Source organism: Sphingomonas bacterium (assembly GCF_028292945.1).
In the GTDB taxonomy this organism is placed as follows: Bacteria; Pseudomonadota; Alphaproteobacteria; order Sphingomonadales; family Sphingomonadaceae; genus Sphingomonas.
The window spans coordinates 14,872-34,913 of sequence record NZ_JAQGLJ010000029.1 but is presented as its reverse complement, the minus strand read 5'-3'; the positions used below and the strand labels follow the sequence as shown (position 1 = coordinate 34,913).

General features: G+C 69.3%; 20 protein-coding genes. 11 read left to right on the top strand and 9 right to left on the bottom strand.

Annotation, left to right across the window (positions count from 1 at the left end; all coding sequences use genetic code 11):
- Positions 1-2: 2 nt before the first annotated feature.
- Both JWN21_RS03925 and JWN21_RS03920 read right to left on the bottom strand, forming a co-directional pair.
- Positions 3-395, bottom strand: coding sequence for a hypothetical protein (locus JWN21_RS03925; protein ID WP_299646441.1), 393 nt, complete (start codon positions 393-395; stop codon positions 3-5).
- A gap of 20 nt (positions 396-415) precedes the next feature.
- The gene (locus JWN21_RS03920; protein WP_299646439.1) at positions 416-913 is read right to left on the bottom strand and encodes a vgr related protein; all 498 of its coding nucleotides are present in this window, start codon (positions 911-913) and stop codon (positions 416-418) included.
- Between the two features lie 65 nt (positions 914-978).
- Here JWN21_RS03920 and JWN21_RS03915 point away from each other — a divergent pair, with 65 nt between their 5' ends.
- The 7 genes from JWN21_RS03915 (at position 979) to lexA (ending at position 6,506) form a co-directional block, all read left to right on the top strand.
- Positions 979-1,578, top strand: a complete 600-nt coding sequence (locus tag JWN21_RS03915) for an aminodeoxychorismate/anthranilate synthase component II (protein WP_299646437.1) — start codon at positions 979-981, stop codon at positions 1,576-1,578.
- A gap of 106 nt (positions 1,579-1,684) precedes the next feature.
- On the top strand, positions 1,685-2,677 hold the full coding sequence (gene trpD / locus JWN21_RS03910) for an anthranilate phosphoribosyltransferase (RefSeq protein ID WP_299646435.1): 993 nt from the start codon (positions 1,685-1,687) through the stop codon (positions 2,675-2,677).
- Between the two features lie 130 nt (positions 2,678-2,807).
- The gene (gene trpC / locus JWN21_RS03905; protein WP_299646433.1) at positions 2,808-3,581 is read left to right on the top strand and encodes an indole-3-glycerol phosphate synthase TrpC; all 774 of its coding nucleotides are present in this window, start codon (positions 2,808-2,810) and stop codon (positions 3,579-3,581) included.
- Positions 3,574-4,041 carry a cyclic pyranopterin monophosphate synthase MoaC gene (gene moaC / locus JWN21_RS03900; RefSeq protein ID WP_299646431.1) on the top strand — a complete coding sequence of 156 codons (468 nt, stop codon included), beginning with the start codon at positions 3,574-3,576 and terminating at the stop codon, positions 4,039-4,041. The genes trpC and moaC overlap by 8 nt, the downstream gene beginning before the upstream one ends.
- Positions 4,038-4,376 (top strand): hypothetical protein, encoded by a 339-nt coding sequence (locus tag JWN21_RS03895; RefSeq protein WP_299646429.1) that lies wholly within the window; start codon positions 4,038-4,040, stop codon positions 4,374-4,376. The genes moaC and JWN21_RS03895 overlap by 4 nt, the downstream gene beginning before the upstream one ends.
- Positions 4,377-4,578: 202 nt before the next feature.
- Entirely contained in the window at positions 4,579-5,766 is a 1,188-nt protein-coding gene (locus JWN21_RS03890) for a molybdopterin molybdotransferase MoeA (protein WP_299646427.1), read from the top strand.
- A 71-nt stretch (positions 5,767-5,837) separates the two neighbouring features.
- The gene (lexA, locus tag JWN21_RS03885; protein WP_299646425.1) at positions 5,838-6,506 is read left to right on the top strand and encodes a transcriptional repressor LexA; all 669 of its coding nucleotides are present in this window, start codon (positions 5,838-5,840) and stop codon (positions 6,504-6,506) included.
- Between the two features lie 28 nt (positions 6,507-6,534).
- Here the strand turns inward: lexA and JWN21_RS03880 are convergent, their stop codons facing one another.
- Complete coding sequence (locus JWN21_RS03880; protein ID WP_299646423.1) at positions 6,535-8,778, bottom strand: ComEC/Rec2 family competence protein; 2,244 nt, start codon at positions 8,776-8,778, stop codon at positions 6,535-6,537.
- A gap of 26 nt (positions 8,779-8,804) precedes the next feature.
- On the opposite strand from JWN21_RS03880, the gene gltX reads away from it, so the two are divergent.
- The 3 genes from gltX to JWN21_RS03865 are packed head-to-tail and all read left to right on the top strand — an operon-like array spanning position 8,805 to position 11,715.
- A complete protein-coding gene (gene gltX, locus JWN21_RS03875; protein WP_299646421.1) occupies positions 8,805-10,244 on the top strand; it encodes a glutamate--tRNA ligase in 1,440 nt (479 codons plus the stop codon).
- Positions 10,241-11,515, top strand: coding sequence for a citrate synthase (locus tag JWN21_RS03870; RefSeq protein WP_299646420.1), 1,275 nt, complete (start codon positions 10,241-10,243; stop codon positions 11,513-11,515). The genes gltX and JWN21_RS03870 overlap by 4 nt, the downstream gene beginning before the upstream one ends.
- 17 nt (positions 11,516-11,532) lie before the next feature.
- Positions 11,533-11,715 (top strand): hypothetical protein, encoded by a 183-nt coding sequence (locus tag JWN21_RS03865; RefSeq protein ID WP_367182907.1) that lies wholly within the window; start codon positions 11,533-11,535, stop codon positions 11,713-11,715.
- Here JWN21_RS03865 and JWN21_RS03860 read toward each other — a convergent pair.
- From JWN21_RS03860 to JWN21_RS03845, 4 genes are read right to left on the bottom strand one after another with little or no spacing between them, the layout of a single operon-like run.
- The gene (locus JWN21_RS03860; RefSeq protein WP_299646418.1) at positions 11,689-13,044 is read right to left on the bottom strand and encodes a HAMP domain-containing sensor histidine kinase; all 1,356 of its coding nucleotides are present in this window, start codon (positions 13,042-13,044) and stop codon (positions 11,689-11,691) included. The two genes, JWN21_RS03865 and JWN21_RS03860, sit on opposite strands and share 27 nt — an antisense overlap.
- On the bottom strand, positions 13,041-14,087 hold the full coding sequence (locus tag JWN21_RS03855; protein ID WP_299646416.1) for a DUF2336 domain-containing protein: 1,047 nt from the start codon (positions 14,085-14,087) through the stop codon (positions 13,041-13,043). The genes JWN21_RS03860 and JWN21_RS03855 overlap by 4 nt, the downstream gene beginning before the upstream one ends.
- Positions 14,088-14,122: 35 nt before the next feature.
- On the bottom strand, positions 14,123-15,301 hold the full coding sequence (locus tag JWN21_RS03850; RefSeq protein WP_299646414.1) for a hypothetical protein: 1,179 nt from the start codon (positions 15,299-15,301) through the stop codon (positions 14,123-14,125).
- 35 nt (positions 15,302-15,336) lie between these two features.
- On the bottom strand, positions 15,337-15,630 hold the full coding sequence (locus tag JWN21_RS03845; protein ID WP_299646412.1) for an Hpt domain-containing protein: 294 nt from the start codon (positions 15,628-15,630) through the stop codon (positions 15,337-15,339).
- Between the two features lie 80 nt (positions 15,631-15,710).
- Here JWN21_RS03845 and JWN21_RS03840 point away from each other — a divergent pair, with 80 nt between their 5' ends.
- The gene (locus tag JWN21_RS03840) at positions 15,711-17,999 is read left to right on the top strand and encodes a hypothetical protein (protein ID WP_299646410.1); all 2,289 of its coding nucleotides are present in this window, start codon (positions 15,711-15,713) and stop codon (positions 17,997-17,999) included.
- Between the two features lie 114 nt (positions 18,000-18,113).
- On the opposite strand, the gene JWN21_RS03835 is transcribed toward JWN21_RS03840, so the two are convergent.
- Entirely contained in the window at positions 18,114-18,383 is a 270-nt protein-coding gene (locus JWN21_RS03835; protein ID WP_299646408.1) for a DUF1467 family protein, read from the bottom strand.
- A gap of 1 nt (position 18,384) precedes the next feature.
- Positions 18,385-20,025 (bottom strand): ribonuclease J, encoded by a 1,641-nt coding sequence (locus tag JWN21_RS03830; protein WP_299646406.1) that lies wholly within the window; start codon positions 20,023-20,025, stop codon positions 18,385-18,387.
- Positions 20,026-20,042: the final 17 nt, after the last annotated feature.

Below are 20,042 nucleotides of genomic sequence, written 5' to 3'. Positions count from 1 at the left end.
GGCTATTCGGTCGCCTGCCCGTTCGCCGCCGCCCGCCTCTCCGCAGCCCACGCCCTGGCGTTCGCCTGAAAGCAGCCCGACTGCCCGCCTGTGCCGATCGGCGAGCAGGTGTCGGGCAGACCACCGGCGATCTTGCTGGTCTGGTCGATGTCGGCGGCGCGGTTGACCCAGCTCTGTCGCGCCGAGGCGATCGGCCCGGTGTCGCGTAGCGCGCTGGGGATGCGGAACGGATCTTCCAGCGTCGAGCAGACCACGACTTCACCGGGCGCACCCTTTGGACAGGTCTGACCCTTGGCGACCTGGACGTTGCGGATGCGCTCGGGTGGCGTGCCCTCCTGCGCCGCCGCCAATGACGGCGCGGCGGTCAAGGCAGCGATCAGGGCGAGACGAAGCATGGGTACGACTCCTTTCGCCGTCAACGCGCTACCCATCCGTTCGCTCCCACCGGCAGGAACGGGATGACCGCGCGATAGTCGGCCACCGACCCACTCCCGCGCCACGGCATCTGCCCCTGCGTCAGCCGGTACCAGTCCTCGACGATCGCCGCCTGCTGTTCGATCCCCCAGCGCTCCAGCGGACGGCCAGGGTCGATCACGCCATAGCGATAGCGCCGCTCCCACAGCCCGCGCGGGATCACCCATTGTCCGCTCTGGTGCTGCCACACATGCGTCAGCTCGTGGATCAGCCACGCCATGCCCCGCCACTCGACCGAGAAGTCGGGACAGTGATCGACCGCATGGAAGTAGACCGCGCCGTTGGGCGAGGTCGCGGTACCGCGGGGTTGCAGCCAGACGAATGGCCGCGCGTACAACCGCACCCGGTGCCAGTCGATCGCGTCGCCGAACACATCGCCGGCGGCGCGCAGCTCGCCCACCGTGAGCCTGCGCGGCTCCGATCTTCTCCACCACGGCATCGGCTGGGGAGCTAAGCCGCGCCCTCGCGGCTTGCAAGCGGACCCCTGCTCGCTACAGCGCGGCCATGCCCTCGGCCGCCAAGCTTCTCGTCATCGACAATTACGACAGCTTCACCTGGAACCTCGTGCATTATTTCCAGGAGCTCGGTGCGGCGGTCGAGGTCGTGCGCAATGACGCCATGTCGGCGGGTCAGGCGCTGTCCTCGGGCGCCGGTGCGTTCCTGATCTCGCCGGGGCCCAAGACCCCCGACGACGCCGGTGTCAGCCTCGATCTCGTCGCCGCCTGCGTGAGGGAGGAGCGGCCGCTGCTGGGCGTGTGCCTGGGCCATCAGGCGATCGGCCAGTACTTCGGCGGGCGGGTCGAGCGCGGGCACCTGATGCACGGCAAGACCTCGCCGGTGCATCACGACGGCACCGGACTGTTCGAGGGCCTGCCGTCACCCTTCACCGCCACACGCTACCATTCGTTGATCGTCAATGACGTGCCAGAGCCGCTGCTGATAAACGCGCGCGCGGACGATGGCGCGGTGATGGGCTTCCGCCACGCGACGCTGCCGATCCACGGTGTGCAGTTCCATCCGGAGTCGATCGCGACCGAGCATGGCCACGCGATGCTCGCCAATTTCCTGCGGATCGCCAGGATGCCGGTCAAGGAGTTGGCATGACCATTCTGCTCCGCTCGCGAGAGGGGTCGGGGGTGGGCATGTCCCGCTCAGGGCTCCATCGAACGGGCCTTCCCCTAACCGCTCCCGCAAGCGGGAGGGGAAAGCGATGACAACGGTCGCGCTCCTTCCCTCGCCCGCAACGCCGCTGTCGCACGAGTCGGCACACGCGGCGTTCGCCGACATCCTCGACGGCCGCGCGACCGAGGAGGCGATCGCCACCTTCTTGATCGACCTTGCCGAGCGTGGCGAGACCTCGATCGAGATCGCCGAGGCGGCGCGCGCGCTGCGCGAACGGCTGCTGCCGATCACCGCGCCGCCCGGCGCGATCGACGTCTGCGGCACGGGTGGTGACGGGCATCACACGCTCAACGTCTCCACCGCCGTTGCGCTGGTCGTCGCGGCGTGCGGCGTGCCGGTCGCCAAGCATGGCAACCGCGCCGCCTCGTCCAAGGCGGGCGCGGCGGACACCTTGGAGGCGCTTGGCCTCGACATGACGCGTGCCGGCGCGGCGGCCGAGGACACGCTCCACGCGCTGGGCATCTGCTTTCTGTTCGCGGCCAACCACCACCCGGCGATGAAGCGCATCCAGCCGATCCGCCAGCGGCTCGGCCGGCGGACGATCTTCAACCTGATGGGCCCGCTCGCTAACCCCGCGCATGTCACCCGCCAGCTGATCGGCATCGCCAGGCCCGACTATGCGCCCGTCTACGCCGAGGCGCTCCAGCTGCTCGGCACCGAGGCCGCGCTGATCGTGTCGGGTGAGGAAGGGCTGGACGAGCTGTCTTGCGCGGGCCCAAGCGTCGCGGAGAGTATCGGCGACATCGACCTGCCCAAGAGGATCGTGCCGGAGGACGCCGGGCTGCCTAGGCAACCGCTCAGCGCGATCCGCGGCGGCGATCCTGCGGACAATGCGATCGCGTTGCGTCACCTGCTCTCCGGCGAGGCGGGTGCCTATCGTGACGCCGTGCTGCTCAACGCCGCCGCCGCCCTCGTGCTCGCGGGTACGTGCGAGAGGCTGCCGGATGGTGCTGCGCGCGCTGCGGAAGCGATCGACTCAGGTGCCGCCAACGACCTCCTCGACCGCTGGATCGCCTGGTGAGCGACAGCGCCTCCGTCATGCTGAACTCGTTTCAGCATCCATGCGAGTCGCTCAAGCCGAGGCGTGTCGCGGCTGGGACGGCTCACGCGTGGATGCTGAAACAGGTTCAGCATGACAGACGGGTGGAGGCATGAATAATCGCCTCGCCGAAATCTTGGCCGCCACGCGCGAGGAGGTTGCCCATCGCAAGCGACTGACGCCCCGCGACCTGCCTGCGCCGAGCGGGCCGCGCGGCTTTCAACGCGCTCTCGACGCCAAGGCACAAGACGGTTTCGGCCTGATCGCCGAGATCAAAAAAGCCAGCCCGTCCAAGGGCCTGATCCGCGCCGATTTCGACCCCGCCGCGCATGCCAGCGCCTATGCCGCCGGCGGTGCCGCCTGCCTGTCCGTGCTTACCGACGAGCCCTTTTTCCAAGGCCATCTCGACTATCTCGTTCAGGCGCGCGCCGCCTGCGATCTGCCGGTACTGCGCAAGGACTTCATGGTCGACCCGTGGCAGGTCACGGAGGCGCGCGAGCATGGTGCGGACGCGATCCTCATCATCGTCGCCGCTCTCGACGATGGGCAGATGGCGGAGATCGAGGCCGCGGCGCTCGACTATGGCATGGACGTGCTGGTTGAGGTCCATGACGAGCACGAGCTCGACCGCGCCCTGCGGCTGAAGTCCTCCCTGCTTGGGATCAACAACCGTGATCTAAAGACCTTCCACGTCGATCCGACCCGCGCGTGGCAGATCGCCGCGCGTGCGCCGGCCGGCTACACACTGGTCTCCGAAAGCGGCATCGCCACGCATGCGGACCTCATGGCAGCGGCGGAACACGGCATTCGCTGCTTTCTCGTCGGGGAGTCGCTGATGCGACAGCCGGAGATAGAAGCCGCGACGCGCGCGCTGCTGAATGGCTGACCTCACCCATCTCGACGCCGCCGGTGCCGCACACATGGTCGATGTCGGGGCAAAGGCTGTCACCGCACGCGAAGCCACCGCGACCGGCCGCATCACCATGTCCGCCTTCGCGCTGGACGCGATCCGCACCGGCACCGCGAAGAAAGGCGACGTTCTCGCCGTCGCCCGCGTAGCGGGGATCATGGCGGCCAAACGCACCAGTGACCTGATCCCGCTCTGCCATCCGCTCCCCCTCACCCGCGTCGCGCTCGACCTTCGCCTTGGCGACGGTGCCATCACGGCCACCGCGACCTGTGCAACCGATGCTAAAACCGGCGTCGAGATGGAGGCGCTCACCGCCGTCTCGGTCGCGCTGCTGACCATCTACGATATGGCAAAGGCGCTCGACAAACACATGGTTTTGCAAGACATTAAAGTGTTAACGAAGACCGGCGGCACATCGGGTAATTGGACGGCATGAGCGTCGGCCCTGCCACCGCCATCACCTCGCGCGTCATCTCCGCAGTCGGCGCGAACGCATTTGAGGACTGGGCGACGCGCTTCGATGGCGCCGCACGGCAGGCCCAGGGCCATCGCGCCGATGTCCGGCTGGAGCAGCCCGGCGGGCTCGTTCACCTCATCTGTCATTTCGAGACGCAAGAGCATTTAGCGACCTGGGAAGCCTCCGGGGCGTTCACCTCGCTGAGCCGCGACGGCGATGCCTTCTCGATCCAGCACCACCAGGCTGCTACCGGCGATCTGGTGCGGTTCCGGCTGCCCAGCGTGCCGACCCGCCCGGCTGGAAGGTGGTGCTGATGACCTGGGGGGTGCGTGTATCCGCTGATTCTCCTGCTCTCGACGACGGTCAAATGGCTCGCGGGCGGCCTTGCCATCCCGGTTCAGCTGGCGATCACCTCCTTGATCATGCGGTCGTGCTGACCACGGTCATCATCCCCAATGTCTCGCGCCTGCTGCGCCCGTGGCTGCTGCGCGACGAGGGCGGCGAGGTGCGCAAGGGGTGAGCAAGCCGCTGCTGCCGATTGCGGAGGCGCAGCGCCGGCTGTTCGCGCTGGCCGAGCCGGTTGGCGTGGAGACCGCTTCCCTCGCCCAAGCCGCTGGACGCTGGGCGTCCGCCGATATCCCCGCCAAACGTACGCAACCCGCCGCCGACCTGTCGGCGATGGACGGCTACGCGCTGCGCTTCGCGGACCTGCCCGGCCCGTGGCGCGTCGTCGGCGAAAGCGCTGCGGGACGGCCGCTCGTCACGTCAGTGAGCGCAGGCGAGGCAGCGCGCATTTTCACCGGCGCGCCCATGCCGGACGGCGCCGACACGGTGCTGGTGCAGGAAGAGGCACGACGCGAGGGCGACACGCTCCACCTTGCAGGCGAGGGGCCACCGTACGTCGGCCGCAACACCCGCCGCCGCGGCCTCGATTTCACGGCTGGCGATCGCCTGATCGCGGCCGGCGAGCGCATCACGCCTGCCCGGCTGGCAGTGGCCGCGACGGCCGGCCATGGCGCGTTGCCCGTCCGCCGCAGGGTCCGCGTCGCGATCGCCTCGACCGGTGACGAACTGGTCGAGCCTGGCCAACCTGGGCCAGACGCGGCCCTGCCCGAATCCAATCGTGCGATGCTCGCGGCCTTGCTCGCCGATCTTCCCGTTGAACTGATCGATCTCGGCATCCTGCCTGACCGCCTCGACATCCAGCGCGATGCGTTCGCCCACGTCGCATGCGACCTCCTCGTCACCACCGGCGGCGCGTCGGTGGGCGACCACGACCTGGTCCGCCCCGCGCTCGAAGCGGCCGGCGCGACGATCGATTTCTGGCGCGTGGCGCTGCGCCCCGGCAAGCCGATGATGGCTGGCCGGTTGGGGGACGCTACGGTGCTCGGCCTGCCCGGCAACCCCGTGTCCGCATTCGTGACCGCCATCCTGTTCGTCCGCCCCATGATCGCCCACCTCGCCGGCGCAAGCGACCCGCTGCCCAGCACTTCTCTGGGCGTGCTGGGTGAAATACTGCCGGCCAACAATGCTCGCGCGGATTATCTGCGCGGGATCGAACGCGACGGGCGCGTCCATGTGGCCGCTATTCAGGACAGCTCGATGCTGCTGACGCTCGCGCGTTCGACCTGCCTCGTCATCCGACCGCCGAACGCTCCGGCAGCCCAACCCGGCGATCACGTCGAGCTGATCGATCTCGCCTAGGCGGCGGACTTGACGGCGGTCATTTTGTTCCATAGCAGTTCCGCGTCTGTTCCCCGACGGAGGACCGCCTGATGCTTACGCGAAAGCAGCACGAACTCGTCTGCTTCATCAACGACCGCCTTGCCGACACCGGCGTCTCGCCCTCATTCGAGGAGATGAAGGACGCGCTCGAGCTGAAGTCAAAGTCGGGGGTCCATCGCCTCATCTCCGCGCTGGAAGAGCGCCAGTTCATCCGCCGCCTGCCCAACCGCGCCCGCGCGCTGGAAGTGCTGCGCATGCCCGAGCGTGCCGAGAAGAAGGGCGCGTCGTCGCCCGTGTCCCGAAACCTTCGCAGTCTGCCGCCGGCCCCCGCCAACGATGTCATCGAGATCCCGTTGCACGGCCGCATTGCTGCCGGCGTCCCCATCGAGGCGTTCGAAGGCTCCGCCATGCTTGCCGTTCCCGCAGCGTTGCTGGGCCAGGGCGACCATTACGCGCTGGAGGTCGCCGGCGATTCGATGGTCGAGGCGGGCATCCTCGATGGCGACTATGCGCTGGTAAAGCGTCAGGAGGTCGCCCGCGACGGGGAGATCGTCGTCGCGTTGATCGACGAAGTCGAAGCGACGCTGAAATATTTCCGGCGCGAGGGCGCGATGGTACGGCTGGATCCGGCCAACCGCTCCTACGACCCGCAGCGTTATACGCCCAATCAGGTCCGTATACAGGGCAAGCTCTCGGGCATTCTGCGCCGGTACGACTGACACGCCGGCGCGACGTCGCCTGCCTGGGTCAGCTGCTGGTGGTAGTTCGGTGTCGCCGCGAATCGTCACCGGGACCCACATTGCGGCGATTTGACGTGCGACGTGGCGTCCACGCCGGTGTGGGCCTGGCGACCATTGGTGGCACTCTCCACGGATGGCGATCTCCTGCTCGAAGCACCGTCACTACCCGGGGCGCATCCCCAAAGGTGATCGCCACGCCCCCGGTTCCCGCCAGCACAGGCCGATCAAGCTTTAGCCACCGCGGGCGGCAGCCCCGTGGCAGCCAGCGCTCGCTGACAACAATGTCCGACTGTCGGCACGCCGCGATCAGCTCGAGCGCCGGCACGGGATAGCCGCTGCGGGTCGCCAGCACCCGCCAGCTTCGCCCTCCCCGCAGGACGTCGACCATGCACAGGTCGGCGCTGCACCGTGCCTCGCCCTGGTCGGGCAGCAGCGCCAGCTCGCCGGCCACCCCGCTATTCTCCGCCAGCATCGTTCGGGTGTAATCCCCCGCGCGGTCACGCAGCAGCGCCATCTGCCCGTCTCCCATCCTGATCGCCAGGTGCCGTCCGTCGCCCGTCACGAGCAGGTCGGGCGCCGGCGTCGTGAGCGCCCAACCGACCCCGAACGCGAGCGGCGCGAGGCCCAGTCGCCGCCAGCGCGTCCGCCACAACGCCAGCCACAGTCCGCCGCCGACCATGAGCCCGAACGCACCACCGGGCGTCGCCGGCAATGCCGCCACCGCCCCCGGCGCGGCGGCGACGACATGCGCGAGCCACAGCAACGCACTCAACGCCACCCCGGCCAGCCACCAGAGCGGTGCTCCCAGCCCGATCAGGTCGAGCAACAAGGCACCCGCCTCGAGCGGCATGATGACAAAGGTCGTCAGCGGGATCGCGACGATGTTCGCGAGCGCTCCGTACAGCCCCGCGCGATGAAAATGGTACGCCGCAATCGGCATCAGCGCGACCTCGACCACCAGCCCCGTCGCCAGCAACGACACCAGCGCCCGCCCCCCGCGCCGCGCGATCCCCTCCTCATGCGGTTCGAGGAACACGCGCATCCGCGGGTGTTCGTGCAGCGCGACGATCGCGGTGATCGCGGCGAAGGAAAGCTGAAAGCTCGGCCCGGCCAGTGACTCGGGCCGGAACAACAGCACCACCAGCGCACCTGTCGCGACAAGCCGCAGCGTCATTGCCTCGCGCCCCATCGCCAACGCCGCCAGTACGAGCAGCGCCGCGACGCATGACCGGATGGTCGGCACCTGCGATCCGGTCAGCAGCGTGTAGCCGATCGCCGCCACCGCGCCCGCCACCGCCGCCACCAGCGGCAGCCGTATCCGCAGCGCCAGCCAGGGGCTCAACGCCAACAGCCGCAGCACGAGCAGGAACGTCGCCGCGATCACGGCTGTAATGTGCAGCCCGCTGACCGACAGCAGATGCGCCAGCCCCGCGCGCCGCATCGCCTCGGCGTCCTCCAGCCCTATGGCGCCGACATCACCCGTCGCGAGCGCCGCGGCAATCCCGCCCTCGCTGCCGGGCAGCCGCTCGCCGATGTGCCGCGACAGCGCCGCGCGCAGCCCGCCGCCGCCCTCAGCGGCCTGCACCACCGTGACCGGCGCAAAGCCCCGGCCTGTCCCGCCCACGCCCCAGAACCACGCCTGCCGCGCGAAGTCGTAGGCACCGGGCACCGCCGCGGCCGGCGGCGGCATCAGCCGCGCGCGCAGCTTGATGATCGCACCCTGCCCCACGCTCTTCGGCACGTCCGCCTCGGCCAGATTGACCCGCACGCGCGGTGGCAACTCAACCGCGTGCTCCCGTGCGTCCGTGGCATCGGCAGCCGGCAACAGCGTCAACCGCACCAGCCCGCGCGCCGCGAGCGGCTCCACCCGGTCGACCGTTGCCGTGAACCGTGCGACCGTCGGTCCTGCCAGCACCCGAGAGGCGATCCGCTCCGCCCGCCACCAGATCAGTCCCAACCCCAACGCCGCCGTCAGCGCGCCTGTCCCGACCGCGCGGGCCAGTCGCCCGTGCCGCCCCAGCGCCACCGCCGCGAGCCCGACCCCCACCAGCGTCAGCGCCGCCGCCGTCCACGCCCGCGAATCCGGCAACAGGAACCAGATCGCGATCCCCGCCCCCAACGCCACGGGCAGCCATAGCGGCAGCTGATCGCGCTCCGCTTCCAGCCATCGCTCCGCCGCCGCGCCCGGTCGCCACACCGTTTGTCGCGACGGGGGGCGTATGCTAGCGGCGGCGGCGGCTGATGAGGCCATGATCCGCAGCTTGGGAGCAGCAGCGCTTGGGCGCAACCGACAAGATCGATGGCCCAGGGTCTCTGGTGGAGCCTGCGCAGGTGGTGACACGGTTCGCACCGTCACCGACCGGGTTTCTCCATCTGGGCGGCGCCCGCACGGCGTTGTTCAACTGGCTGTTCGCGCGTCATCATGGCGGCAGGTTCCTGCTGCGCATCGAGGACACCGATCGCGCCCGCTCCACGCAGCCGGCGATCGACGCGATTCTGGAAGGGATGCGTTGGCTAAGCCTTGATTGGGACGGTGACGCGGTGTTCCAGTTCGCCCGCATGACCCGCCATGCCGAGGTGGCGGCGCACATGATCGGGTCGGGCAACGCCTATCGCTGCTGGATGACGACGGACGAGATCGCCGCGCAGCGCGCCGAAGCCGAATCCGCCAAGAAGCCGCTGCGGATCCGCTCGCCGTGGCGCGACCGTGTCGAAGGCCCCGCCGACCAGCCGTTCGTGGTGCGCCTCCGGGCACCGCGCGAAGGTGCTACGACCATCGACGATCAGGTGCAGGGCGCCGTGACCGTCCAGAATGCCGAGCTGGATGACCTGGTCCTGCTCCGGTCGGACGGCACGCCGACCTACATGCTCGCCGTCGTGGTCGACGATCACGACATGGGCGTGACCCATGTCATCCGGGGCGACGATCACCTCAACAACGCCTTCCGCCAGCTGCCGATCATCAGGGCGATGGACTGGCCAGTTCCGGTGTACGCGCACGTGCCGATGATCCACGGTGCCGATGGCGGCAAGCTGTCCAAGCGGCACGGTGCGGTCGGCGTGGAGGCCTATCGCGACGAGCTCGGCATTCTGCCAGAAGCGCTCGACAATTACTTGCTGCGGCTCGGCTGGGGGCATGGCGACGACGAGATCATCAGTCGCGAGCAGGCCGTCCAGTGGTTCGACCTTGCCGCGGTGGGCAAGTCCCCGGCGCGGTTCGATCTGAAGAAGCTCGAAAACCTCAACGGCCACTACATCCGTGAGGCGAGCGACGCGCGGCTGGCGGCCCTGGTCGCCAAGCGCGTCGGCATCGACGATCTCGACCTGCTGCAGCGGGCGATGCCCTCGCTGAAGCCGCGTGCGGCCAATCTCAACGAGTTGGCGGACAGCGCCGCCTTTTTGTTTGCGACCCGCCCGCTGCCGATCGCCTCAGACGCGGAACCGCTGCTGGCGGGCGAAGCACGCGCCACGCTCGGCCGGCTGCACGCGGCGCTTGACGCGGTGCCAAGCTGGGATACGGGTACGCTTGAGGCTGCGGTGCGGCAGGTGGCGGACGCAGCCGGGCTCAAGCTGGGTCAGGCCGCCCAGCCGCTGCGCGCCGCGCTCACCGGACGACGCACGTCGCCCGGCATCTTCGACGTCCTGGCGCTGCTCGGGCGCGAGGAAAGCCTTCACCGCATTGCCGACCAGGCCAGCTTTGAGGAAGTGACAGCATGACCGACGGCACCGTCTCCTTCGGCGATCATCGATATAAGCGGATGTCCGGCTCGGTCGGGCCGGACGTGGTCGACATCCGCAAACTTTATGCCGACACGGGCATGTTCACCTATGATCCGGGCTTCACTTCGACGGCGAGCTGCCAGTCGGCGCTGACCTATATCGATGGCGACGAGGGCGTGCTGCTGCATCGCGGCTACACGATTGGCGAGCTGGCCGAACAGTCCAACTTCATGGAGGTCAGCTACCTGTTGCTCAACGGCGAACTGCCGTCGGCGGCCGAGTTGAACCGGTTCACCACCACCATCACCCGCCACACAATGGTCAACGAGCAACTGGCGCAGTTCTTTCGCGGGTTTCGCCGCGACGCGCACCCGATGGCGATCATGTGCGGCGTGGTCGGCGCGCTTTCCGCCTTTTACCACGACTCCACCGATATCCACGATCCCGCGCAACGCGTGATCGCGTCGCACCGTTTGATCGCCAAGATGCCGACGATCGCCGCGATGGCGTATAAATACAGCGTCGGGCAGCCGTTCCTCTACCCTGACAACTCGTTGAGCTACACCGGCAATTTCCTGCGCATGACGTTCGGCGTGCCCGCCGAGCCCTATGTCGTCGATCCGATCATCGAACGCGCGATGGACCGTATCTTCATCCTCCACGCCGACCATGAGCAGAATGCCTCCACCTCGACGGTGCGGCTCGCCGGCTCATCGGGAGCGAACCCGTTCGCGTGCATCGCTGCCGGCATCGCGTGCCTGTGGGGTCCTGCGCATGGCGGCGCCAACGAGGCGGCGCTCAACATGTTGCGCGAGATCGGCCATCCCGAGCGGATCCCCGAGTTCATCGCGCGCGCCAAGGACAAGAATGACCCGTTCCGCCTGATGGGCTTCGGTCACCGGGTGTACAAGAACTACGATCCGCGCGCGACGGTGATGCAGAAGACCGTGCGCGAGGTATTCGCGGCGATGAAGGTCTCCGACCCCGTGTTCGACGTGGCGATCCAGCTGGAGGAGCTGGCGCTCAAGGACGATTACTTCGCCGAGAAGAAGCTGTTCCCCAACGTCGATTTTTACTCGGGCGTGATCCTGTCGGCGATCGGCTTCCCGACCTCGATGTTCACCGCGCTGTTTGCGCTTGCCCGCACGGTCGGTTGGGTGGCGCAGTGGAACGAGATGATCACCGATCCCGACCAGAAGATCGGCCGCCCGCGTCAGCTCTACACCGGCCCGACCGCGCGGCCGTACGTTGCACTCGATCAACGCTGATGAGGGCGCGGCGAATCGTGACGATCGTCGGCGTCGCGATGGCGCTGATCGGGGCGCTGTGGATCGGGCAGGGTCTGGGGTATATTCGCTGGCCGGCGTCCAGCTTCATGCTCAGCCAGCGCGTCTGGGCCGATTACGGCGCGGCGCTGGCGGTGGCCGGGTTGCTGCTGGTGCTACTCGCGCGGCGTTATCGCCGGTAGGCTGAGCGTAAAGCGCGCGCCCCCGCCGGCGTCGCTCTCCACCGTCAGATCGCCATCCATCGCGCGCGCCAGCCGGCGGGCAATGTAGAGACCCAGGCCGTTGCCGCCCGGTTCGCTGGGATCGACCCGCTCGAACTTGTCGAAGATGCGTGCCTGATCGGCCGGCGCGACGCCCTTGCCTTGATCGGCGATCGTCAATCGAGCCCGACCGCCATCGGACCCGACCTCGATGACGATGACACTGCCCTTCGGCGAGTAGCGCAGCGCATTCCCCAGCAGGTTGACGACAATCTGCAAGGCGCGGCGAAAGTCGCCGGACGCAGGCACCGTCCGCTCGGCCGGTGGCTGCGCGACGACGACGCCAGCGTCGCCCGCCCGAACGCCAAGCAGGCCGGCCGCGCGCCGCGCCACGTCGGCGAGGTCGATGCGCTCGGGGGTCAGTCGAAAGTCCGGTCGCTCCACGGCCTGCAGGTCGACCAGGTCGCCGACCAGTTCCAGCAAGTGCCGCCCGGCGTCGGCAATGTCGTTGGCATAGCTTGCATAGCGGGGCGCGATCGGTCCGTCGGTCTGCGCGTGAATGCTGTTCGCATTGGCGACGATCCGCGCCAACGGCGTCCGCAGCGCCTTGTCGAGTCCGCCCGTGAAACTCGCCGGGAGCGGCACGGCCTCGGGAGTCGCCGGCGTCACGATCATCTCCGCAGCCCCGCTCAGACCGGCGAACTCGTCCACCTGGTCCCGCCGTGCCACGGCAGACAGCAGCACCTTTTGCCCCGACGCGCGGATGCGGGCGGGCTGCGCCTCGAAGGAGCGCCGCCGCGCCAGCGCGTCCAGGATCGGCAACGCCCCGTCCGCGCCATCCTCCAGCGCGAACAGCGCGGTCAGCGGCTGACCAAGCAGCGTGAAGGCGTCCAGTCCCGCTGCGGTCGCGGCCTCCAGCGACACGAAGGTAAGCCGCAGCGAAGCGTCGGTTTCCCACCGCCAGTCCGCCGCCGGGGCGAACATCGCCGCGTCGCGACCGGTCGGCCGCCACGCCGGCTTCTCGCGCCAGCCGCTGACCGCCAGCCGCACCCTGTCGCCATCAGGCTGCGCCCGCACCCAAAGCTCCAGGTCGGTATCGGCGTCAGCGACGACGATCCCGCGCGATACGATCACACCCAGCCGCCGCGCCAGCCGCGCGGCCGTCGCCAGTTGCGGCACCGCGAGCGGCGCGCCGATTGCGCCTCCCGCCCGCCCGTTCAGCGCGTCGATGGCCGGGTCGGCGGCCAGCAACCGTCCTTCGGCGTCCACCTCCGCATGTGCCACAGCACGGTCGGCTCCGAACACGTTCATGCCCTGCCCGTCCGCGCCAGCGCTCGGATGGCGACGCGGAAGTCGCGTCCCAGCGTCTCCGGCGCGAGCGCCAGCCGCGCGTCGGCCGGATCGACCCTCGCAATCCGGTCCAGGTCGTCCGCGAACGCCTCGATGTCGCGACGCGGGTCGGCGTCGCTCAGGGCCAGCGCGATCCGCGCGATCGTCGGCCGGTCCAGCTGCGCCGCGCGCAGCGCCAGCCACAGCCGCTCTCCATCCGGCTCCAGCACCAGTGCCTGCGCCTGCTCGAAATCGAGCCCGATTGCCTGCGCCAGCACGGCCACGAACAGTGACAGCCGCCGGTCGCTCAGCGCTTCCAGAAGCAGCGGCGCGAGTTCGTCCGGCCGCGCGTCGATCGCCGCCGCCAGCCGCATCGCCACCGCGTCCCCGCCCTCGCCCTCGTCATGCGCGCCCAGCGACCGTACTGCCGCCTCCGCGATCGCGCGGTCGGTGTCGGGGTCGTCCAGGGCCGGACGGATCGCCGCCGCTACCCACCAGACGAGTCGATGCTGGACCTCGGCGGCGAGGATCACGCCGCCACGACTGTCCGCCACCAGCAGCGCCCGCGCGGCGGAGGCGACGACCCGGTCGGGCACCGCTGCCAGCCGGACCAGCAGGCTTGCCTCGTCCGACCCCGTCGTAGCGTCGCGCGATCCGGCCGGCAGCGCGGATGCGATCAGGTCGTGCCGCACGCGCGCGACCAGCGCCTCGATCAACGCTTCATCGCGCAGCAACCCCGCCGCCATCAGCCGGCCGGCGGCCAGGCTCTCGCTCAGCAACGCCTCGGCCGCGGTGACCCCGCCGCGCGCCGCCAGCAGCCGCGCGGCCTGGCGGCGCAGCTCCGTCTCGATGGCGGCAATGGTCTCGTGCAGCAGCCTCGACAGCATCACCCGCGTTCGCTCGTCCAGCCGGGCGTCGTCCGCCAGCAGCAGGTCGTCGATCGAGCCGCGCAGCCGCGCATCCGCAAGCGCGCGCGCCTGGGCGGCACGCGCGGCGGCAGTTTGCAGGGGTGCGTCGGCAGGCATGGACACGCTGTAAACGCAGCGTCGTTAAAGCGCGACTAAGGCTGCCGCAGCCGCTCGATGGCCGCCCCCAGCGTGGCGGTCGCATAGGCGGCCGCCGCCGCCATGCCGATCACGGGCCACCCGACCGAAGTAGCGGCGAGGATTCCGAGGAGGTAAGCCGGGGCACTGCCCCACCACCATGCCCGCAGCCGCTCCGGCCCGGCGCGCTCGGCCAGGGCGGCCAGCGTCACCAGCGCTGCGGCGACCGCTAGCGCCGCCAGATTGCCGCTGCGCCCGCTCTCCGCCGCGCCGAGAAACAGCGATGCCAGGGCGGGAATGGCCAGCCCCGCCACCCGCTGCCCCCGCTCCGTCCCCGGCTCGTCTCGCAGTCCGCTCAGCGTCGCGCCGAGCCCCAGAACCAGACAGGCGACACAGGCCAGCACCAGCCCGGCGATACTCCACCCGAACGCCAATCCTGCCAGCCCCAGCGCCCCCAGCGCCGCACCTGCCCCGCCGACCAACGCGCCCGGCCACTGCCGCGCGATCATCGCCGGCAAGGCCAATCGGGCAAGCGGCGCCAACAGCCAGCGGTCATACCAGCCGCGCCGATCCGACACGATCGCCGCCAGTACCGCCCGCCCGCGAGTCGCCAGCGCCGCGCCGTTGCGTTCGATGCCATGCCCATGCGCCAGCGCGTCGGGGGGCAGCAGGACGTGGACCGCACGCGCCTGTTCCGCGACGCGCACCAGCGTGGATTGCGGGTCGTAATCGCGCGGCAGTCGCGCCACCTCCCCGATCCGCTGCGGATCGAGCCGGGCGACACCCGCCCAGGCCTGTCCGCCTCCCAATCGCTCGAACACCTGCCCCGCGTCGGCCTGCGCCACGACCAGCAGCGCATCGCCGCCCTCTTCGGCCAGCGTGGCTACGACCCGCTCGGTGGTGATCAGCCCATCCGCCAGCATCAGCACGCGGGCGAGCGGGTGCAGCTTGGCCGCAGCCTCGCTGGCGTGCCTGACCGCGTCGACGGTCACGCCGCGTCGCCCGATCCGAGACACTGCGCCAAGCAGTTCAGGCGTCAGCCGCGCGACGAGGATGATGATCTGCGAAGCGCCCGCCTCGACCAGCAGCCGCGCCTGATATTCGATCAACGTCACGCCGCCGAACGGCAGCGTCGCAGTCAGCCGCTCCGGCCGATCATCGGTTTCGCCAATGGCAAAGAGCAGTCCCGCGATCATCACACGCGGTTGTTACGGCGCGCGAGGCGTCGCGGCTAGAGCCGGGCAACCAGCCGCCGCAGCTTGGCCGCCAGCGCCGCGTCGGGCACGCCCGCGTTCACCGCGTCCGTCGCCAGCGCCATCAGCCGCACCGCGCCAAAGCTGGCCGCAAGCCCCTTCAGCCGCCACGCCGCCGCGCACCACGCCTCGGCGTCGTGGGCGCGCTCCATCGCGATCAGCGCCCTGTCCGCGCTCTCGACAAAGGCGATCCGCAACTCCGCGATCAGGCCGGGATCGTCGCCGACCGCTGCTGCCAGTGTCGCTTCGATCGCTCCGGGGTCGTAGGCCATGCGTGTCCCTATCGCCACGGTCGTTACTGAACCGTTGCGGCGGGGCTTTGCGGCGCGTCGAAACATGGTAACCAGAAACCATGAGCGGGGGTTCCATGCTGGTCGAGATACGTGCGGACAGCAGTCGTGGGACGATCCCGCACCAGCCCGAGCCCGATTTGCTGCTCGAGCAGGAGTGGCTCGACACTTCCTCGGAGGAAGAGCCTTCGCCCCGACTCAACCTGCGTCACGGGCTGGCCGGGCTGGGCGTCGTAGTCGCGGCCGCATGGGTGCTTGGCATGCTGTGGCTAGCCCGATCGACCCTGCCGTCGCTCACCGCGGTGGGCGTGGCGCAGTTCGTCGCCGGGCTCGCCACCGTCCCCGCGCTGATCGGAGTCCTTTGGCTGATCGGCCTTCGCACCAGCCACGCGGAGGCGCGTCGGTTCGGCTCGACCGCCGCCGCCATGCGCGCCGAAGCCGCCAGCCTGGAACGGGCGATCGCGGCCATGGGCATGACGGTGGAGGCGCATGGTCATCAGCTGACCGCACAGGTCGACGCGCTGATCGCCAGCGGCGACGCGGCCGCTGCACGGCTTGCTTCGCTCGGCCATGCCTTGTCGGGCGAGATCGCCCTGGCCGAGCGGCACGCGACCAGCCTGGTCAACGTGGCGCGCAACACCCAGGCGAGCGTCGGCACGGTGCTCGCCGACCTGCCGCGCGCGCGCGCCGAGACGGAAGAGGCGACGCGCGCGCTCCTGCAAGCCGGCTCCGATGCCGCCCAGCATGCCAGCGCGCTCGACGCTCAGCTGACCGCGCTGGCGGAGCGCGGCCGCGAGGCGGATCGCATCGCCGGTACCGCTGCGCTTGCGCTCGCGGATCACCTCACCCGCATGGAGGGCACCAGCGAAGCGGCCGCCGCGCGACTCGAGACGGTGACCGCCGACATGACCGGTGCGGTCGACGCGCTGCTCGGCCGCACCGCCGACGCGGTCGACCGTTCACGACAGGGTATCGCGGCGCAGGGCGACGCGATGCTGGCGATGGTGGGCGCGCATCAGGCCGCGCTCGACGGCGCGGCGCGCGAGTCGGCGGAGGCACTGGCCGGGCGAATCGCGACGGTCGAGGCCGCGATCGAGCGCGTCGCGGCTCAGCTCGATGATCAGCGCACCAGCGGCGACACCATCATCGGCGGGCTGGAGAGCGGGCTGGAACGCGTCGAGAACCGCATGGCGACGCTCCATCATCACGGCGTCGAACGCTCACAGCTGCTTGCCGCATCCATCAGCGCGCTGGGCGGCTCGGCCGATGCGATGACGGAAGCGTTGCGAAGCGGCGAGGAGCTGGCGACGCGCACGATCGGCACCACGGAAACGCTGTTGATCGCGCTCGACTCGGCGGCGCGCGAAATCGACGAGACGCTGCCCGATGCGATCAGCCGGCTCGACAGCCGAATTGCGGGCAGCAAGACCGCGATCGCCGCCACCAAGCCTGAATTGCTGGCGCTGGTCACAGCCGCCGAGAGCACGCACGACGCGATAGAGGCGATCGCCGGCGTCGTCGGCGAGCAGCGCCGCATCGTCGATCAGCTATCGGCCACGCTGTTGCAGACGCTGACCGAAGGCCGATCCAAGGCCGACGCGCTGGGTACGATGGTGGACGAGGCGATCGGCCGCTCGCACCGCTTCGCCGAAGAGGCCGCGCCGCGCCTGCTTGAGGCCCTGCTGCGCGTCCGCGACACCGCGCAGAGCGCCGCCGAAAACGCGCGCGAGACGCTGGGCGCGGTCATCCCCGAAGCTGCGGCAAGGCTGGAAGAGGCGAGCGCCGCCGCGCTTGCCCGCGCGACCAGCGACACGGTGGAGCGCCAGATTGCCGCCGTGACCGACGCGACCGCCGCTGCGGTCGACGCCTCGACCCGTGCGACCGAGCGATTGGCAACCCACGTCCAGACGATCGTCGATCAGACCGCGATCGTGGAGACCCGCATCGAGGATGCGCGCGTCGAGCGCGAGGAACACGACCGCGACACCTTCGCGCGCCGCGTGTCGCTGCTGATCGAATCGATGAACTCCGCCTCGATCGACATCACGCGCACGCTGGCGCCGGAGGTCTCGGACAGTGCGTGGGCGGCGTATCTGAAAGGCGATCGCGGCGTCTTCACCCGCCGTGCGGTCCGCCTACTCGACGCCGGCGAGGTGCGCGCAATCGTCACGCTGTACGATGACGACGCTGGCTTTCGCGAGCGGGTGAACCGCTACATCCACGATTTCGAATCCATGCTGCGCGCAGTGCTCGCGCAACGCGACGGCTCGCCGCTGGGTGTCACGCTGCTCTCGTCCGACATGGGCAAGCTGTACGTCGCGCTCGCGCAGGCGATCGAAAGGCTGCGCTAGGGCCGGGTAGCATCCGTCACCCTGAACTTGCTTCAGGATCCATGCGCGCCCTGTCCGTACAGGTTGATCGTGGATGTCTCGCGTGGATGCTGAAACAAGTTCAGCATGCAGGGCCTATCCTTCGAGATTGAAGAACGTCACCGTCTGCACGGTTACCCAGCCATAGTGATAGTTGAGCTGAAACAGCGTGAACAGCGTCGTCGCCACGACCGTTACCCGAATCGCGATGCGCCCCAGCCGGACCTCGTGCGGCGCGCTTTCCGCGGTGCCGGGCACATGCTCAGCGCCGACCTCGGCACCCGTGCGCACGCCCCATGGTAGTACCAGGAACACAGAGAACGCCCAGAACAGCGCATAGATTGCCAGGCCAGAGGTCCAGGCCACGTCAGGCCTGGATCAGCAGCACGTCGACGATCGGCTTCTTACCGGTCCAGCGGGTCGCGGTCTTGCGTACCGCCAGTCGCACGTCCTCGCGCACGCGGTCCATGGCTCGCTTGCCGCCACGCACCGCGTCGGCGGCTGCTTCCCCGGCATCGGCGACGAAGGCGGCGCGGTCCTCCTCGACCGGCAACCCCTGCACCTTGACCTCGGGCCTGCCGAGCAGCCGTCCGTCCTTGCTCAAGGCAATCGCGACCGAGACTTGGCCGTTGATCGCGAGCTTGCGCCGCTCGTTGATGGCAGCGCCATCGGCGGGCAGGATCACGTCGCCGTCGACGACCAACCGACCCACGGTGGCGTTGCCGACCTTCTTCGCCGGGCCGGGCAGCAGCCGGAGGATGTCGCCATTGGTCTGCACCAGATTCTGCGGAATGCCTTCGCTCGTGCCGAACCGCGCGTGTTCCTGCAGATGCCGCATCTCGCCATGCACCGGAATCAGCAGCTTGGGCCGGATCCAGCGGTACATGTCGGCCAGCTCGGGCCGGCCGGGGTGGCCGGACACGTGGACGTGCGCCTGCCGTTCGGTGATCATCGCCACGCCCTTGCCCGCGAGGATGTTCTGGATGCGCCCGATCGCGACCTCGTTGCCGGGAATCTGCTTGGACGAAAAAACGACCGTGTCGCCATTGCCCAAGGTGATCGGGTGGGTCCCCTCCGCCACCCGCGCCAGCGCCGCACGCGGCTCGCCCTGCCCGCCCGTTGCGACGATCAGCACTTGATTGGCGGGCAACTTCATCGCCACGTCGGGCGCGATCGTTTCTGGGAAGTCGAGCAGATAGCCGGTCGCCTTCGCCACCCGCAGGATACGGTCGAGCGAACGCCCGGTCACGCACAACTGGCGCCCCGTGTCGCGCGCCACCTGCCCCAGCGTATGGAGTCGCGCCGCGTTGGACGCGAAGGTGGTGACGAGCACGCGCCCTTTCGCCTTGCCGATAACGTCGACCAACCCCTCGCGGACGCTGCTCTCGGACCCGGACGCTTCGGTGTTGAACACGTTGGTCGAGTCGCACACCAGCACGTCGATGCCCTTGTCGCCAATCGCCGTTAGCTGCTCGCCGGTTGCCGGCGTGCCGATAACCGGGGCGGGGTCGAGCTTCCAGTCGCCGGTATGGAACACCGTCCCCGCCGCCGTCTCGATCGTCAGCGCGTTCGCCTCGGGGATCGAGTGCGACACCGGCACGAAATTGACCGCGAAGGGCCCGAGCTGGAACGGCTTCTCGTCGCTGATCACGCGCAGCTTGACGCGGCGCTCAATGCCCTCTTCCTCCAGCTTGCCACGAACCAGCCCGGCCGTGAACGGCGTCGCGTACAGCGGCACGCCCAGATCCTCGGCCAGATACGGCAGCGCGCCGATATGGTCCTCATGCCCGTGCGTGATGACGATGCCGACCAGGTCGCCGCGCCGCTCCTCGATGAACTGAAGATCGGGAAGGATCAGATCGATGCCGGGATAGCCTGCATCGGCAAAGGTCACGCCGCAGTCGACCATCAGCCATTTGCCCGCCGTGCCGTACAGCACGACGTTCATGCCGATCTCGCCGGAGCCGCCGAGCGCGACAAAAAGCAGTTCATTGTTCTTGGGAGTCATGTAATCCTATTTCTCTC

Bases quoted from the DNA above. Each gene is read 5' to 3' on its own strand.
- JWN21_RS03925 (WP_299646441.1), bottom strand. From the start codon at position 395: ATGCTTCGTCTCGCCCTGATCGCTGCCTTGACCGCCGCGCCGTCATTG.
- JWN21_RS03920 (WP_299646439.1), bottom strand. From the start codon at position 913: ATGCCGTGGTGGAGAAGATCGGAGCCGCGCAGGCTCACGGTGGGCGAG.
- JWN21_RS03915 (WP_299646437.1), top strand. From the start codon at position 979: ATGCCCTCGGCCGCCAAGCTTCTCGTCATCGACAATTACGACAGCTTC.
- trpD (WP_299646435.1), top strand. From the start codon at position 1,685: ATGACAACGGTCGCGCTCCTTCCCTCGCCCGCAACGCCGCTGTCGCAC.
- trpC (WP_299646433.1), top strand. From the start codon at position 2,808: ATGAATAATCGCCTCGCCGAAATCTTGGCCGCCACGCGCGAGGAGGTT.
- moaC (WP_299646431.1), top strand. From the start codon at position 3,574: ATGGCTGACCTCACCCATCTCGACGCCGCCGGTGCCGCACACATGGTC.
- JWN21_RS03895 (WP_299646429.1), top strand. From the start codon at position 4,038: ATGAGCGTCGGCCCTGCCACCGCCATCACCTCGCGCGTCATCTCCGCA.
- lexA (WP_299646425.1), top strand. From the start codon at position 5,838: ATGCTTACGCGAAAGCAGCACGAACTCGTCTGCTTCATCAACGACCGC.
- JWN21_RS03880 (WP_299646423.1), bottom strand. From the start codon at position 8,778: ATGGCCTCATCAGCCGCCGCCGCCGCTAGCATACGCCCCCCGTCGCGA.
- JWN21_RS03870 (WP_299646420.1), top strand. From the start codon at position 10,241: ATGACCGACGGCACCGTCTCCTTCGGCGATCATCGATATAAGCGGATG.
- JWN21_RS03860 (WP_299646418.1), bottom strand. From the start codon at position 13,044: ATGAACGTGTTCGGAGCCGACCGTGCTGTGGCACATGCGGAGGTGGAC.
- JWN21_RS03855 (WP_299646416.1), bottom strand. From the start codon at position 14,087: ATGCCTGCCGACGCACCCCTGCAAACTGCCGCCGCGCGTGCCGCCCAG.
- JWN21_RS03850 (WP_299646414.1), bottom strand. From the start codon at position 15,301: ATGATCGCGGGACTGCTCTTTGCCATTGGCGAAACCGATGATCGGCCG.
- JWN21_RS03845 (WP_299646412.1), bottom strand. From the start codon at position 15,630: ATGGCCTACGACCCCGGAGCGATCGAAGCGACACTGGCAGCAGCGGTC.
- JWN21_RS03840 (WP_299646410.1), top strand. From the start codon at position 15,711: ATGAGCGGGGGTTCCATGCTGGTCGAGATACGTGCGGACAGCAGTCGT.
- JWN21_RS03830 (WP_299646406.1), bottom strand. From the start codon at position 20,025: ATGACTCCCAAGAACAATGAACTGCTTTTTGTCGCGCTCGGCGGCTCC.